Here is a 15148-nt window from a genome sequence, read left to right as displayed (position 1 = left end):
GCGGGGCGTGACCGCGACGACACCGGAATCACGGGCCCGCATGGACAGCACAGCCGAGAGTTCAGCCGCGACCACAGCCGAGACGATCGCGTACGCAACGAGCGGCAGCACCGGGCATCTCTCCGGCCGCCCCGAGCTGACCTGCTACGCGCCGAGCGACCGCGGCCTCCCGGAGGTCGCCTTCATCGATTTCCGCTTCCCCACCGGCGGGTGGAGCACGCACGCGGTCACCGGCCTTGAGGTCGCCGCCAGCACGCAGCCCGCGGGGGCGCACCACGCGGTCGATTACGAGGTCGCGGCGCGGCTGACCGAGCGCGAAGGCCTGCTGGTCCGGCGTCCCGGCCTGAACGGCACGACCCGTTGGGCGGGCCCGTATGCCGGCCGCGTCCTCTCCTTCTCGGCCGCCGCCGTCGAGCGGCTGGCCGAGGCGCCGATCGGCAAGATCGCCTTCGCGGCGGACGGGCGCGATCTCCGCGCCTGCCGCAGCACCTGGCACATCCTCGACGCGCTGGCTTGCGCGCACCGGGACGACCCGTCGCCCGACGCGCTGCTGATCGAGAGCCTCCACCTGGCGATTCTGCGCTCGGTCGTCGCCGCGCGCGCTCCGGGCCGGTCGGCGGCGCCCGACCTCTCGGCGTCGCAGGCCGGGCGGGCCTGCGCGTATATCCGGGAGCACCTGGACCGGGAGATCACCGTCTCCGCCCTGGCCGGCATCGTCGGGCTCAGCGAGGGCTACTTCATCCGAGCCTTCCGCCAGACCACCGGGGTCACGCCCTACCAGTACATCATGCGCGAGCGCGTCGGCCGGGCCGAGGCCCTGATCCGCTCCGGCGCGGGATCGATGGCGGAGGTCGCCGCGCGATCGGGCTTCACGAGCGCCAGCGCCATGAGCCGCACGTTCCGGAAGCTCGTCGGGCGCTCGCCGACCGGGCGCACGGCCGGCCGGCGCGCCTGAGGCGCTACCCGGCAGCCCGCCCCGCCGCCCCGCGGAACAGGTCCTCCATCTCGCGCCGGACGCGGATCGCCTCCTGATCGGCGTCGAAGGCGACGTCGCTCCAGCGCACGGCCCGGCCCGCGGGCACGTCGTTCTTCAGGACCATGTTGTGGGCGAGGCCGATCGGCAGGGCGTCCTGCGCCAGGGAATCCGCCGCCGGCATCAGCTTGCCGTAGACGGTGAACCCGCCCTCGCCGTCGAGCCGCTCCCCGGCCCGCAGCGCGCGCTTGGCCGTCGCGGCGACGTCGCCGCGCCAGTCGCCCGTCGCCCCCGTGGCCTCGCCGCGGACCGCGATGGAGGCGACCGAGATGCCGAGCTCGAGCCCGATCAGGTGATAGGGCTTGTAGGTCGCGGCGAACCGGCCGCTCGAATCGGTCTTGAGGCCATATTGCGCGAAGCAGTCGCGCACGTAGGCGCTCGGCGCCTCGAACACCGCGTAGACTCCCCAGCGCAAGTCCCGGAAGACCGGCCGCCCGTCCCGCTCCACCGACGAGACCACCTCGACGGTGCCGCGCTCGGTGAGGAGGCCGCCATCCGCCGCGGGCTTCAGGACGCTCGGCAGGTCGTCGACGCCGCAGGGCGGGAAGGCGAGGCCATCGCGCGGCGGGGTGAGCCCGCAGGCATTGGCCACCGCGGCCATCTCCAGCGCCGACTTGGTGCCGTCGAGGAAGGAGTTGAACATCTGCGGGTTGAAGTCGCCGCCCGCGACTTGGCTCTCGCTGAAGCCGTAATGGCCCCAGACCGTGTCGGGCGTGGAGGCGTGGTAGGCCGGGAGGTACTTGGTGCCCTTGCCGGCGCAGATCACCTCCAGCCCGATGGTGCGGGCCCAGTCGACCAGTTCGGCGATGAGCGCCGGCTGGTCGCCCGAGGCCATGGAGTAGATCACCCCGGCCTCGGCCGCCCGGCGCGCCAGCAGCGGCCCGGCCAGCACGTCGGCCTCGACGTTGACCATGACGATGTGCTTGCCGTGCGCGAAGGCCTTGAGCGCGTGGCGGATGCCGGCGGCCGGGCTGCCGGTGGCGTCGATGACGATGTCCACGAACGGGCTCGCGATCATCGCGTCGGCATCCTCGGTCACGAGGGTCGTGCCGCCGCGCGCGGCCTCCTCCAGCCCCCGCGCGGCGAACCGCGAATCGTCCCAGCCGACCCGGCGCAGCGATTCGCGCGCCCGGTCGGGCGACAGGTCGGCCACCGCGACGAGGTGGATGCCGGGCGTGCGCGGCGCCTGCGACAGGTACATCGAGCCGAACTTGCCGGCCCCGATCAGCCCGACCCGGACGGGCCGGCCCTCGTCGGCGCGCCGCTGCAGCTTGGCGGAAAGGGACATGGGGCGTTCTCTCCCTGGGTGGCGCGCGGTCGGGACCGGACCCCGCCGCGCTCGCCGCGTCGTTGGACGGGGACCTAGCGCGGTTCCCGATGCCGTTGAGGCCCACCGAATAAAAAGACGGGGGGTCTGTTCGGGCGACGCGCCGCTCCCTTCTCCCGTGCGGGAGCGGGGCGGGGTGAGGGATCGGGTCTCTCCGCCTCGGGCCGCCTCGGGCCGCCTCAGGCCGCCTCGGCCCGGCTCTGCGCCTCCACGTCGAGGAGCCAGTGCCGGAAGGCCCGGATCTTCTCCAGGGCCCCGTCGCGCTCGCGGTAGCAGATGAAGTGGAGGTCGCGGGTCAGGCTCGCGACCCGATCGCCGCCGAGGCGCACCAGCTGCCCGGCGGCGAGCTCGTCCCGGGCGAACCGCAGGGTCTCCAGCGCCACGCCGAGCCCCTGAACGGCCGCCGAGATCACCAGCGAGCCCCGATCGAAAGCCGCTCCGGCTGCCCCGGTCGGCAAGGGTAGGCCGTTATGGGCGAACCAGTCCGGCCAGCGGACGGGGCTGAAGGACGAGTCGAGCCGGGTGAAGGGCCCGATCAATCCGGCCGCGTCCGGCTGCGCGGCCCGGGCGACCTCCGGCGCGCAGAGGGCGGCGATCTCCTCCGGGCCGAGGGATTCGACGGTCAGGCCGGGCCCGTGCGGCGGCCGGCCGTAGGCAATCAGGATGTCGATCTCCTCGTGCCGCCCGAGATCCACCGGGTCGGCGCTGGTGGAGAGGCGGATGGCGATGCCGGGATGCGCCTCCACGAAGGCGGGGAGCCGCGGCCCGAGCCACTTCGCCGCGAAGCTCGGCGTGCAGTGCACGGCCAGCGACGCGGGCGACGGCGGGCTGAGGTCGGCGCAGACCGCCTCGATCGCGTCGAAGGCGCTCGAGAGCCCGGCCAGCAGGCGCTGGCCGTCGGCGGTGAGGAGCGCCTGGCGGTTCGCCCTCCGGAACAGGGCGCGCCCGAACCAGCGCTCCAGCGCCCGGATCTGGTGACTCACCGCCGAGGGCGTGAGGTGCAGCTCCGCGCTGGCGCGGGCGAAGCTGCCGAGGCGCGCGGCCGCCTCGAAGGCCCGCAGGGCGGAGAAGCTCGGGATCCGGCGCATGCGCAATCCATGAATTGAATTCATGGAAAGCGTGAAAAATCGTCGTTTGTCAACGCGCGGATCCGGCAGGATAGTGCCGACCACGACGCGATCGGCGGCCCGGTCCGTACCCCGACGAAAGGAGACGCCATGCTCGACGATCACGCCCACGAGGCGGCCGTCGCCCTCGACCTGCCGAACGACGATGCTGGCCGCAGGCGGACCTCGATCTACCAGCCCGAGCAGGCCGGCCTGATCTTCCCGGAGATCCCGGACTTCGCCGACCACGCCGAGGAGCGGGACTACCGCAAGAAGCACCTCGTGGCCGCCTGCCGCGCCTTCGCGATGCACGGCTTCGACTACGGCTTCGCCGGCCACCTGACGATCCGCGACCCGGAGCGTCCGGAGCTGTACTGGACCAACCCGATGTGCGTGCACTTCTCGCAGGTGCGGATGTCGAACCTGATCCTGGCCGACCACAAGGGCCGCGTGGTCGAGGGGCGCCACGCCATCAACCGCGCGGGCTTCGTCCTCCACGCCGCCGTGCACGAGGAGTACCCGGAGGTCATGGCGATGTGCCACGCGCACACCACCTACGGCACCGCGTGGTGCGCCACCGGCCGACCGCTGGAGATGATCAGCCAGGACGCGGCGGCCTTCTACAACAGCCACGCCGTGATCGGCGCCTCGGCGGGCGCCGTGGCGGTGGAGAAGGAGAGCGGCCTGTCGGTCGCCCAGCAGATCGGCCGCAACCGCGGCGTGCTGCACCAGAACCACGGCCTGCTGACCTGCTCGCAGCACAGCATCGACGACGCGGCCTTCTGGTTCATCGCCCTGGAGCGGGCCTGCCAGCAGCAGCTCCTGGTCGAGGCCTCCGGCATCAAGCCGCAGCTCCTCTCGGAGAAGACCGCCCGCTACAGCCGCGAGCACGTCGGCAGCGACTACATCGGCTGGCTGCACTTCCAGACGCTGTACAGCCACATCGCCGAGACCCAGCCCGACATGTTCGCCTGAGGCCGGCGCGGGAGTCTGCGACGGATTGAGGGCCGGCCGCGAGGCCGGCCCTCTCGCTATGGGCGGTCCGCCGGGCTGCGCCGCCCCTCGTACCGGGCCCGCGGCCGGATCAGCGTCCCCTGGCGGCCCTGCTCCATGGCGTGCGCCGCCCAGCCCAGGCTCCGGCCGAGCAGGAAGATCGTGAACGGCGCGCTCCGCGGCAGGCCCGCCGTCCGGACGAGCGCCGTCAGCGCGAAGTCGATGTTCGGCCGCGCCCCCGTCGCCGCCTCGGCGCAGTCCCGGACGGCGTCCAGCAGGGGGTCGGCGGGCAGGACCGCGCCCAGGGCCGCGGCGCGGACGTCGCCGTCCGGGTAGAGCGGGTGGCCGAAGCCCGGCAGCGCGCCGCTCCGATCCAGGCAAGCGCGCACGGCCGCTCTCGGGCCCGTCGCGGCGGCCTCGCCGACGAGCCGCAGCACCGCCGCCGCGGCGCCGCCGTGGCGCGGTCCCGACAGGGCGCTCAACCCGGCCATGAGGCAGGCCGCGATCGGCGCGCCGGTGGAGGCGGCGACGCGGGTCGCGAAGGTCGAGGCGTTCAGTTCGTGGTCGGCCAGCAGCACCAGCGCCTGGCGGACCCGGTCGGCGGTCGCGGCGTCGAGGGACCAGAGCCGCGCCAAGCCCTGATGCAGGGGCGCCCGGCCTTCGGGGATGCCGCAGGACGCGGCGAGATGCGCGACGGCGCGGCGCGCGTCGCGGCACAGGCGGTGGTGGCCGCGGCCCAGCGCGGCCTCGGCCTCCTGCAGAAGCCCGGCCAGCGCCAGGAACGGCGTCGCGGCCGCGTCGGCCGGAACGTCGAACAGCGTCGCCTCCGGGCTGTCCCACAGGAGGTCGGCGGTCGCCTCCAGGCTCGCGTCGCGGGCGAACGCCACGGCGTCGCGGCCGCGATAGATCAGGCTGCCCCGGTGGACGGTGCTGATCGCGGTGACGACCGACGGCTCGCCCCAGGCCATGGCCCCCGCGGCGATCGCTGCGCTGGCGCGGCTCCGGCCGCGCCGGTCGGCGAGCGTCGCGACGTCGGCAGCCCGGTACTGGCTGTGGCGCCGGCCCGGCGCCCGCCGCGCCTCGATCAGCCCGCGGCTGACGTAGGCGTAGAGCGTCTGGGCCCGGATCCCGAGGGCGTCGAGGGCTTCGGCGCGGTCCAGCCATTCCGTCATGTTGATCAGATGTATCAAGATTGATCGATCCGTCGATGGCCGGCAGCCTGCGCGAACCGATCGAGGGCCGGGACCATGCGCGAACGACACGCCGACCACTACGCCCTGGCGCCGATCCTCGCGGAGGCGCTGGCCGCCCTGGCGCTGCCGCCCGAGGCCGGGGACCGGCTGGCGGTGACCGGCACCGGGAGCCTGCCCTCCTGCTTCCCGGTCACCGCGCTGGCGACGGCGTCGATCGGCGCCGCCGGCCTCGCCGTCTCCGAACTCCTCGGCCTGTCCGGCCCCGCGCCCGCCGTCACGGTCGACCGGCACCTGGCCTCAGCGTGGTTCGGCACCTCCGTGCGGCCGCAGGGCTGGACGCTGCCGGCCGCCTGGGACCCGATCGCCGGGGACTACCAGGCGGCGGATGGCTGGATCCGGCTGCACACCAACGCGCCCCATCACCGCGCCGCCGCCCTCGCAATCCTCGACTGCCCGGGCGAGCGGGAGGCGGTCACGGCCGCCGTGGCGCGCGCGGCGGCCGAGGATCTGGAAGCGGCGATCCTGCGCGCCGGCGGCTGCGCGGCGGCGATGCGCGGCCCCGACGACTGGCCGAGGCTGGACCAGGGCCGGGCGGTCCGGGCCGAGCCCCTCGTGGCGCTCGCGGAACGTCCCGTCCAGCACCGGGTGCCGTGGCGCCCGGACCCGGCCCGTCCCCTCGCGGGGATCCGGGTCCTCGACCTGACCCGCATCCTGGCCGGGCCGGTGGCCACGCGCGTCCTGGCCGGCCTCGGGGCCGACGTCCTGCGGATCGACCCGCCGGGCTGGGAGGAGCCGTCCCTGGCGCCCGACATCACCCTGGGCAAGATCTGCACGCGGCTCGACCTCCGGCAGGCCGCCGACCGCCGGCACTTCGAGACCCTGCTCGCCGAGGCCGACATCCTCGTGCACGGGTACCGCCCGGACGCCCTGGAGCGGCTCGGCTACGGCGCGGCGCGACGCCGGGCACTCAACCCGGACCTGATCGACGTCGCGCTCTGCGCCTACGGCTGGACCGGACCCTGGGCCGGACGGCGCGGCTTCGACAGCCTCGTCCAGATGGCGACGGGCATCGCGGCGGCCGGGCAGCGGTGGAAACGGGCCGACCGGCCGGTGCCGCTGCCCGTCCAGGCGCTCGACCACGCCACCGGCTACCTGATGGCGGCGGCGGCCGTGCGAGGCCTGATCGCCCGGCAGCGCGACGGGCACGCCGTCACCGCGCGGCTCTCCCTGGCCCGGACCGCGCGCCTGCTCACGGACCATCGCGGCAGCGCGCCGGGGCCCGCCTTCGGCGGATATCGGGACGCGGATTACGCCCCGGAGATCGAGGACACGGCGTGGGGACCTGGCCTCCGGCTGCACGCGCCCGTGCGGATCGAGGGCGCGCCGCTGCGGTGGGATCGCCCGGCCTGCGATCTCGGCACGACGGAGGCCGCACAAGTCAGACATTTCGGCAGCGCGCGCTTGTCCGGCTCGAAAGCCGCTCCGGGGAGCAGAAGCGCTATAAATTGACCAATCGCGAGAATGTTTTTGCAGCCTCCGCGCGGCGGAACGCTTGACACCGATCTATGTTATCTGGCAATTCGCATTCATGATCTGTAATGCGTTTTGTCGGCGTTTTTAATACTAGGTTTAAGTGAAGATTTAATAGTCAGCTTTCTTAAAATCTGCACATATCGACCGAAGACCGAAAATAATACCACCGTTTACGTCAAAGCGCACCCGGTTCGCCGAACCCGTCTCGCACTGTGCCAGACGGTCCGACACCGAGAAGGATGACGATGAACGAGTCTGCCCCGGGCCACCCCATCCTGCGCGACGTTCCGATCGGCATCGCCGCCACCGGGATGCGGCACGAGACGGACTCGATGGGCGGGATCGACGTGCCGGCGGACCGCTACTGGGGCGCGCAGACGCAGCGCTCGCTCCAGCACTTCTCGATCGGCGACGATCGCATGCCCAAGCGGGTCTACCACGCCTACGGCTACGTCAAGAAGGCCGCCGCCCTGGTCAACGCCGCCGCCGGCCGCCTGGAAGACTGGCGCGCGCAGGCCATCGTCCAGGCCGCCGACGAGACGATCGCGGGCAAGCTCGACGCGCACTATCCGCTCTACGTCTGGCAGACCGGCTCCGGCACCCAGTCCAACATGAACGTCAACGAGGTGCTGTCGAACCGCGCGATCCAGCTCCTCGGCGGTGTGCTCGGCTCCAAGAGCCCGGTCCACCCGAACGACCACGTCAACATGGGCCAGTCGTCGAACGACACCTTCCCGACCGCGATGCACGTCGCCACGGTGCTCGAACTCGACGAGGTCCTGCTCCCCAAGGCGCGGGCGCTGGCCGACGCGATCGACGCCAAGGCGCGGGCCTGGATGGACGTGGTCAAGACCGGCCGGACCCACCTGCAGGACGCGACGCCGCTCACCGTCGGCCAGGAATGGTCGGGCTACGTGGCCCAGATGCGCGACGCGCTGGCCCTCGTCGAGGCGTCGCGCGCCGGGCTGTACAAGCTGGCGGCCGGCGGCACCGCGGTCGGCACCGGCCTCAACGCTCCGGAGGGGTTCAGCGCGGAGATCGCCGCCAAGATCGCCGATCTCACTGGCAAGCCGTTCGTCACGGCGCCCAACAAGTTCGCCGCGCAGGGGTCGCTGGACGCCACGGTCGCCGCCATGGCGGCGGTGCGCGGGCTCGCGGTCGCACTGATGAAGATCGCCAACGACATGCGCTGGCTCGCCTCGGGGCCCCGCTGCGGCCTCGGCGAGCTGCTGCTGCCCGCCAACGAGCCGGGCTCCTCGATCATGCCCGGCAAGGTCAACCCGACCCAGTGCGAGGCCCTGGTGATGGTCTGCATCCAGGTGATCGGCGAGGACAACGCGGTCGCCTTCGCGGGCTCGCAGGGCAATTTCGAGCTCAACGCGATGCGCCCGATCATCATCAACAACACGCTGCATTCGATCCGCGTGCTGGGCGACGCCTGCGAGAAGTTCCGGACCTACTCGGTCCAGGGCACCGAACTCAACCGGACGCGGATCGACGAGACCGTGAACCAGTCGCTGATGCTGGTCACGGCCCTGTCGCCGGTGATCGGCTACGACCTCGCCTCGAAGATCGCCCACCGCGCCAACGACGAGGGCACGACGCTGCGCGCGGCCGCCCTGGCCGAGGGCGTCCCGGCCGAGCGCTTCGACGCGGTGTGCGATCCCAGGACCATGATCGGCCACGGGCTGGCCGGCGCCTGAAGCGCGCCGGGACCGTCCGTCCGCCCCCTCAGCTGAGCGAGACACCATGAGCACGAAGGTCGCCGATCTGTTCGTCCGGGCGCTGGCGCAGGCCGGCGTGAAGCGCATCTACGGCGTGGTCGGTGACAGCCTCAACGGCCTGACCGAGGCCCTGCGCCAGGACGGCTCGATCGCCTGGATCCACACGCGCCACGAGGAGAGCGCCGCCTTCGCGGCCGGCGCCGACGCGCACCTGACCGGCGAGCTCGCGGTCTGCGCCGGATCCTGCGGGCCGGGCAACCTGCACCTGATCAACGGCCTGTTCGACGCGCACCGCTCCCGCGTGCCCGTGCTGGCCATCGCGGCCCAGATCCCCTCGGCGGAGATCGGCCGGGGCTACTTCCAGGAGACGCACCCGCAGAACCTGTTCCAGGAATGCAGCCACTACTGCGAGCTGGTCTCCTCGCCGGCCCAGCTGCCCGGCGTGATCGAGACCGCGATGCGCGTCGCCATCGCCGAGCGCGGGGTCGCCGTCGTGGTGATCCCCGGCGATGTCGGCCTCATGGCCATGCCGGGGAACGCGCCCGAACTCTCCGCCGCCCTCGTGCCGCCCCCGCCCGTGGTGCGCCCGCGCGAGGCCGACCTCGACGCGCTCGCCGAGATGCTCAACGCGGCCGGGCGCGTGACCCTGTTCTGCGGCCGCGGCTGCGCCGGCGCCCACGCGGAGCTGCTGCAACTCGCCGAGGCGCTGAAGGCGCCTGTCGTCCACGCGCTCGGCGGCAAGGAGCACGTCGAGTGGGACAATCCCTACGACGTCGGCATGACCGGCCTGATCGGTTTCTCGTCGGGCTACCGGGCGATGCTCGACTGCGACACCCTGCTGCTGCTCGGCACCGGCTTCCCCTACCGCCAGTTCTACCCGGACGACGCCAAGGTCGCGCAGGTCGACCTGCGGGCCGGGAGCCTCGGGCGCCACTGCCGGATCGATCTCGGCCTGATCGGCGACGTCGGGGAGACGATCGCGGCGCTGCTCCCGAAGCTGCAGGCCAAGACCGACCGGGCGCATCTCGACGACAGCCTCGCCCATTACCGCAAGGCCCGCGCCGGGCTCGACGCGCTGGCGGTGGGCAAGCCCGGCGGCAAGATCCACCCGCAATACGTCGCCCGGACGCTCAGCGAGGCGGCCTCCGAGGACGCGGTCTTCACCTTCGACGTCGGCACGCCGACGATCTGGGCGGCGCGCTACCTCGCCATGAACGGCAAGCGCCGGCTGATCGGCTCGCTGAACCACGGCTCGATGGCCAACGCCCTGCCGCAGGCGATCGGCGCGCAGGCGGCCTATCCCGGGCGGCAGATCATCTCGTTCTCCGGCGACGGCGGCTTCGCCATGCTGATGGGCGACCTGCTGACCCTCAACCAGCACAAGCTGCCGGTGAAGATCGTGGTGCTGAACAACGGCACGCTGGGCTTCGTCGAGATGGAGATGAAGGCGGCGGGCTTCCTCGAGACCGGCGTCGAGCTGGTGAACCCGGACTTCGCCGCCATGGCGAGCGGGGCCGGCATCTTCGCCCGGCGCGTGGAGGACCCGGCCGCGCTGCCGGACGCGATGGCCGCGATGCTCGCCCATGACGGCCCGGCGCTGCTCGACGTCGTCTCGGCCCGCCAGGAGCTGTCGATGCCGCCGAAGGTCGGCCTCGAGCAGGTGACGGGCTTCGGGATGTGGCTCGCCCGGGCGGTCATCGACGGGCGCGGCACCGAGATCATCGACCTCGCCAAGACCAACCTCTGGCGCTGAGGCGCCCTTCCGAAGCCGGAGCTCTGCCCGATGATCCGCTGCGTACGCATCTGGACCGGTGACGACGACAATTCCTACTTCGAGGAAGGCGTCATCGACCTGCCCCACGGCGAGCGCGACGACATCCTCAGCGGCACGACCGACGTGGTCTCGATCTCCTTCCGCGAGACCCAGGCCGGCGGGACCTACGCGTGGCACGCGGCGCCGACCCGGCAGTTCGTCATCACCCTGCGCGGCACCCTCGACTTCCAGACGAGGGCCGGCGCGCACTTCACGATCCGCCCCGGCGACATCCTCATCGCCGAGGACACGGCCGGCTCCGGCCATTCCTGGCGCCTCGTCGACGACGAGCCCTGGTGCCGGGCCTACGTGATCCTCGCCCCCGGCGCCGAGGCCCGGCTCCCCTTCGTCCCGAACAAGACCGCCTGAGGAGGGGCCCGATGGCCGAGATGAGCTTCGACGACGCTCCCGACGTGGTGCTGATCGGCGCCGGGATCATGAGCGCGACCTTCGGCACGATGCTGAAGGAGCTGGAGCCGTCGCTCAGGATCGCGATGTTCGAGACGCTGCACGACTGCGCGCAGGAGAGCTCGGAGGGCTGGAACAACGCCGGCACCGGCCACGCGGCCAATTGCGAGCTGAACTACACCCCCCAGCGCCCCGACGGCAGCGTCGACATCGCCAAGGCCCTGGAGGTGAACACCGAGTTCGACATCTCGCGCCAGCTCTGGGCGCACCTCGTGCGGAAGGGCGCGATCCCGGACCCCCGCGCCTTCATCCATCCCTGCCCGCACATGAGCTTCGTCTGGGGGGCCGAGAACGTCGCCTTCCTCAAGGCGCGCTACGCCGCGATGTCGGCCCACCACTGCTACCACGGCATGGAGTACAGCGAGGACCCGCAGGTCATCGCCGGCTGGGCGCCGCTGATCATCGAGGGCCGCGATCCCGGCGAGCCGATCGCCGCCACCCGGATCGTCACCGGTACGGACGTCGATTACGGCGCCCTGACGCACCTGCTGGTGAAGCAGCTCGCGGCGCAGCCCGGCTTCGCCGTCCACTACAACCGCAAGGTCGTCGCCCTCGACCGGGTCGACGACGGCCGCTGGGCCGTGACCGTCGAGGACACCTACGACGGCACGCGCCAGACCGTGACGGCCAAGTTCGTGTTCATCGGCGCGGGCGGCGGCTCGCTGCCGCTGCTGCAGGCCTCGAAGATCCCGGAGGGGCGCGGCTACGGCGGCTTCCCGGTCTCGGGGATCTGGCTGCGCTGCGACGTCGACGCGGTCAGCGCGCGCCACCACGCCAAGGTCTACGGCAAGGCCGCCTCCGGCTCGCCGCCGATGTCGGTGCCCCACCTCGACACCCGCATCATCGGCGGCAAGCGCTCGCTGCTGTTCGGGCCCTACGCGGGCTTCTCGTCGCGCTTCCTGAAGCACGGGTCGCTCACCGACCTGTTCACCGCGCTGACACCGCACAACATCGTGCCGCTGCTCGACGTCGCCAAGGACAACGTCGCGCTCACCGAGTACCTCGTGGGCCAGGTGCTCCAGAGCTCCGACCACCAGTTCGCGACCCTCAAGGACTTCTTCCCCAAGGCGCTGAAGCAGGACTGGACCTCGGCGGTGGCCGGCCAGCGGGTGCAGACGATCAAGCCGACCGGCAAGTCGAACCCGCTGGAGGAAGGCTACCTCGAATTCGGCACGGAGCTGGTGGCCGCGGCCGACAACTCGATCTGCGCCCTGCTCGGCGCCTCGCCTGGCGCCTCGACGGCGGCCTTCATCGCGGTCGAGGTCCTGGAGAAGTGCTTCGCCGACCGGCTCACGCCGGATGCCTGGCTGCCCCGCCTCAAGGCGGTGATCCCGACCTACGGCATCGACCTCAAGCGGGACGCCGAGGCCTGCCGTCGCACCCGGGCCGAGACGGCGCCGGTCCTGAGGATCGAGAACGTCTGACAGGTTCGCGAGGCGCGGTTCCCCGCGCCCCGCCGGCGGACATCTGAGGGTGCGGCGCGCCCGGCCCGCGGCGGCGGACCGGCGAGCCTCGGCCGGAGAGAGGAACGATGGACATCTCCGCCCTGATGCTCTCGCGCATCCAGTTCGCCTTCACGGTGTCGTTCCACATCATCTTCCCGGCCTTCACGGTCGGGCTGGCGGCTTGGCTCGCCTTCCTCCAGGCCCGGGCGATGATCGCGCGCGAGCCGGTCTACGACCGCCTGTTCGACTTCTGGCTCAAGATCTTCGCCGTCGCCTTCGGGCTCGGCGTGGTCTCCGGCATCGTCATGGCGTTCCAGTTCGGCACCAACTGGAGCGAGCTCGCTCGCCGCACCGGCCCGATCCAGGGGCCGCTCCTCGGCTACGAGAGCTTCACGGCCTTCGCGCTCGAGGCCTCGTTCTTCGGGGTGCTGATGTTCGGCCGCAGGCGGGTGCCGCGCTGGTTCTACCTGTTCGCCTGCCTGATGGTCTGCCTCGGAACCAGCCTGTCGTCGTTCTGGATCCTCGTGAACAATTCGTGGATGCAGTACCCGACCGGCTTCGCCCAGCGCCCGGACGGCGTGTTCGTGCCGACGGACTGGTGGGCGATCATCTTCAACGGGGTCGTCTGGGTCCGCTTCCCCCACATGGTCCTGGCCGCCTACGTCACCACCAGCTTCTGCGTGGCCGCGACGGGGGCGTGGTACATGCTGCGCGGCAGCGACCGGATCGAGGCCCGCGCCATGATCCGGATGGGGCTCGGCCTCGCCGCGATTCTGGTGCCGCTGCAGCTGTTCTTCGGCCACCTCACCGGCGACTACGTCGTCAAGCACCAGCCCTCGAAGATCGCCGCGATCGAGGGCCACTGGGAGAGCCAGGCACCGGCCGGCGAGATCCTGTTCGCGTGGCCCGACGAGGCACAGGAGAAGAACCACTTCGTCATCGCGCTGCCCGCCCCGATCGGCAGCCTGATCGACGACGGCACCCTCACCGGCAAAGTGATCGGCATCAAGGACATCCCCAAGGCCGACCGGCCGCCGGTGCTGATCCCGTTCTTCGCCTTCCGCATCATGGTCGGCTGCGGGCTGCTGATGCTGGCGCTGGCCTGGGGCGGGATGGCCTTCTACGCCACCGGGCGGCTGGAGCGGGCGCGCTGGCTGCAATGGGCGATCTTCCTGTCGTTCCCGCTGGGCTTCGTGGCGACGCTGACCGGCTGGTTCACCGCCGAGGTCGGGCGCCAGCCCTGGACCGTCTACGGCCAGCTGCGCACCGCCGACGCGGCGACGCCGTTCCTGGCCGCACCGCAGGTTGCGACCTCGCTCGCCGTGTTCGGCGCGGTCTACGCGCTGATCTTCGCGGCCGGCACCGTCTACATCTACCGCATGCTCAAGGCCGGCATCCTGCCGACCCCGGCCCGTGCGGGAAGCGCCGCCAACCCCAAGCGGCCGCTCGCCGTGCCGGGCGACAGTCCCGGCACCCCCAGCGGCAATCCGGCGGAGTGAGCGGCCGTGATCGAATTCTGGGCCGCCGCCCTCGCCCTCACCCTGATGCTCTACGTGCTGCTCGACGGGTTCGACCTCGGCGTCGGCATGCTGTTCGGGATCGCCCCGGACGAGACGGCGCGCCGGCACATGATGCAGGCGATCGCCCCGGTCTGGGACGGCAACGAGACCTGGCTGGTGCTCGCCGCCACGATCCTGTTCGGCGCCTTCCCGACGGTCTACGCGCTGCTGCTCTCGGCCTTCTACCTGCCGCTCCTCCTGATGCTCGCGGCCCTGATCCTGCGCGGCGTCGCCTTCGAGTTCCGCTACAAGTCCGGGCGGCTGCGGCGGGTCTGGGACGCGGGCTTCGTCGGCGGCTCCTACTGTGCGGCCTTCGTGCAGGGCGTGACGGTCGGGGCGCTCGTGCAGGAGCTGCCGGTGCAGGGCGGGCTCTACGCCGGCGGGGCGTTCACGTGGCTCACGCCGTTCTCGCTGCTCTGCGGACTCGGCCTGTGCCTCGGCTACGCGCTGCTCGGCGCCGCGTGGCTGTGCGGCAAGACCGAGTCCGACGTGCGCGACCTCGGCTTCCGGCTGCTGCCGCGGCTCCTGCTGGGCGTGCTGGTCTTCCTCGGCGCGGCCTTCGCGTACGCGCTGGCGATGAACCTGCGGGTATTGCACCGCTGGGTCGAGCGGCCCGAGATGCTGGTCCTGCCGCTCGTGGGGGCCGCGGCCTGCGCCGGGCTCCTCTACGCGGCGCGGCGCCGGATCGATGCCCTGCCCTTCCCGCTGGTGGCGCTGATCTTCGCCGCCGCCTTCGCGACGCTCGCCGCCTCGTTCCTGCCCTACATGGTGCCGTTCAGCGTGACGGTGACCGAGGCGGCGGCGCCGGAGGCGAGCCTGTCCTTCATGTTCTGGGGCGCGGGGATCGTGGTCCTGCCGATCACCCTGATCTACACCCTGGTGGTCTACCGGGTGTTCAAGGGGAAGGTCGACATCGCCGAGCACTATGACTGAGCCTGCAGCCGGGTTCCCGGA

12 protein-coding genes are annotated in these 15148 nt (G+C 72.0%); 9 read left to right on the top strand and 3 right to left on the bottom strand.

All coding sequences use genetic code 11. The annotated features are described in order from the left end of the window. The first annotated feature begins 40 nt into the window (after positions 1-40). Entirely contained in the window at positions 41-955 is a 915-nt protein-coding gene (locus tag BMY19_RS09865) for an AraC family transcriptional regulator (RefSeq protein WP_100251577.1), read from the top strand. A gap of 4 nt (positions 956-959) precedes the next feature. On the opposite strand, the gene BMY19_RS09860 is transcribed toward BMY19_RS09865, so the two are convergent. Together BMY19_RS09860 and BMY19_RS09855 are read right to left on the bottom strand one after the other, a co-directional pair. Further along, positions 960-2321: an NAD(P)H-dependent oxidoreductase gene (locus BMY19_RS09860; protein ID WP_020091013.1), complete on the bottom strand. Its 1362-nt coding sequence runs from the start codon at positions 2319-2321 to the stop codon at positions 960-962. Between the two features lie 218 nt (positions 2322-2539). Beyond that, the gene (locus BMY19_RS09855) at positions 2540-3448 is read right to left on the bottom strand and encodes a LysR substrate-binding domain-containing protein (RefSeq protein ID WP_100251576.1); all 909 of its coding nucleotides are present in this window, start codon (positions 3446-3448) and stop codon (positions 2540-2542) included. 129 nt (positions 3449-3577) lie between these two features. On the opposite strand from BMY19_RS09855, the gene BMY19_RS09850 reads away from it, so the two are divergent. After that, positions 3578-4441 (top strand): class II aldolase/adducin family protein, encoded by an 864-nt coding sequence (locus BMY19_RS09850; protein ID WP_020091015.1) that lies wholly within the window; start codon positions 3578-3580, stop codon positions 4439-4441. A 56-nt stretch (positions 4442-4497) separates the two neighbouring features. Here BMY19_RS09850 and BMY19_RS09845 read toward each other — a convergent pair whose 3' ends face one another. Beyond that, positions 4498-5631: a citrate synthase gene (locus BMY19_RS09845; RefSeq protein ID WP_100251624.1), complete on the bottom strand. Its 1134-nt coding sequence runs from the start codon at positions 5629-5631 to the stop codon at positions 4498-4500. A gap of 75 nt (positions 5632-5706) precedes the next feature. On the opposite strand from BMY19_RS09845, the gene BMY19_RS09840 reads away from it, so the two are divergent. From BMY19_RS09840 to cydB, 7 genes are all read left to right on the top strand, one after another. After that, complete coding sequence (locus BMY19_RS09840) at positions 5707-7161, top strand: CoA transferase (protein ID WP_100251575.1); 1455 nt, start codon at positions 5707-5709, stop codon at positions 7159-7161. Positions 7162-7424: 263 nt separating this feature from the next. Next, on the top strand, positions 7425-8888 hold the full coding sequence (gene fumC / locus BMY19_RS09835) for a class II fumarate hydratase (protein WP_100251574.1): 1464 nt from the start codon (positions 7425-7427) through the stop codon (positions 8886-8888). Positions 8889-8934: 46 nt separating this feature from the next. Continuing rightward, on the top strand, positions 8935-10662 hold the full coding sequence (gene poxB, locus BMY19_RS09830; RefSeq protein ID WP_100251573.1) for a ubiquinone-dependent pyruvate dehydrogenase: 1728 nt from the start codon (positions 8935-8937) through the stop codon (positions 10660-10662). A 30-nt stretch (positions 10663-10692) separates the two neighbouring features. Continuing rightward, on the top strand, positions 10693-11091 hold the full coding sequence (locus tag BMY19_RS09825; protein ID WP_100251572.1) for a cupin domain-containing protein: 399 nt from the start codon (positions 10693-10695) through the stop codon (positions 11089-11091). Positions 11092-11102: 11 nt separating this feature from the next. Beyond that, positions 11103-12614 carry a malate dehydrogenase (quinone) gene (gene mqo / locus BMY19_RS09820; RefSeq protein WP_100251571.1) on the top strand — a complete coding sequence of 504 codons (1512 nt, stop codon included), beginning with the start codon at positions 11103-11105 and terminating at the stop codon, positions 12612-12614. A 107-nt stretch (positions 12615-12721) separates the two neighbouring features. Then, positions 12722-14134 (top strand): cytochrome ubiquinol oxidase subunit I, encoded by a 1413-nt coding sequence (locus BMY19_RS09815; protein WP_100251570.1) that lies wholly within the window; start codon positions 12722-12724, stop codon positions 14132-14134. A 6-nt stretch (positions 14135-14140) separates the two neighbouring features. Then, positions 14141-15127: a cytochrome d ubiquinol oxidase subunit II gene (cydB, locus tag BMY19_RS09810; protein ID WP_100251569.1), complete on the top strand. Its 987-nt coding sequence runs from the start codon at positions 14141-14143 to the stop codon at positions 15125-15127. The last annotated feature ends 21 nt before the right edge of the window (positions 15128-15148 follow it).

The organism is Methylobacterium sp. UNC300MFChir4.1 (assembly GCF_900110155.1).
GTDB lineage: Bacteria > Pseudomonadota > Alphaproteobacteria > Rhizobiales > Beijerinckiaceae > Methylobacterium.
This window is presented reverse-complemented; position numbering and strand designations above follow the sequence as displayed.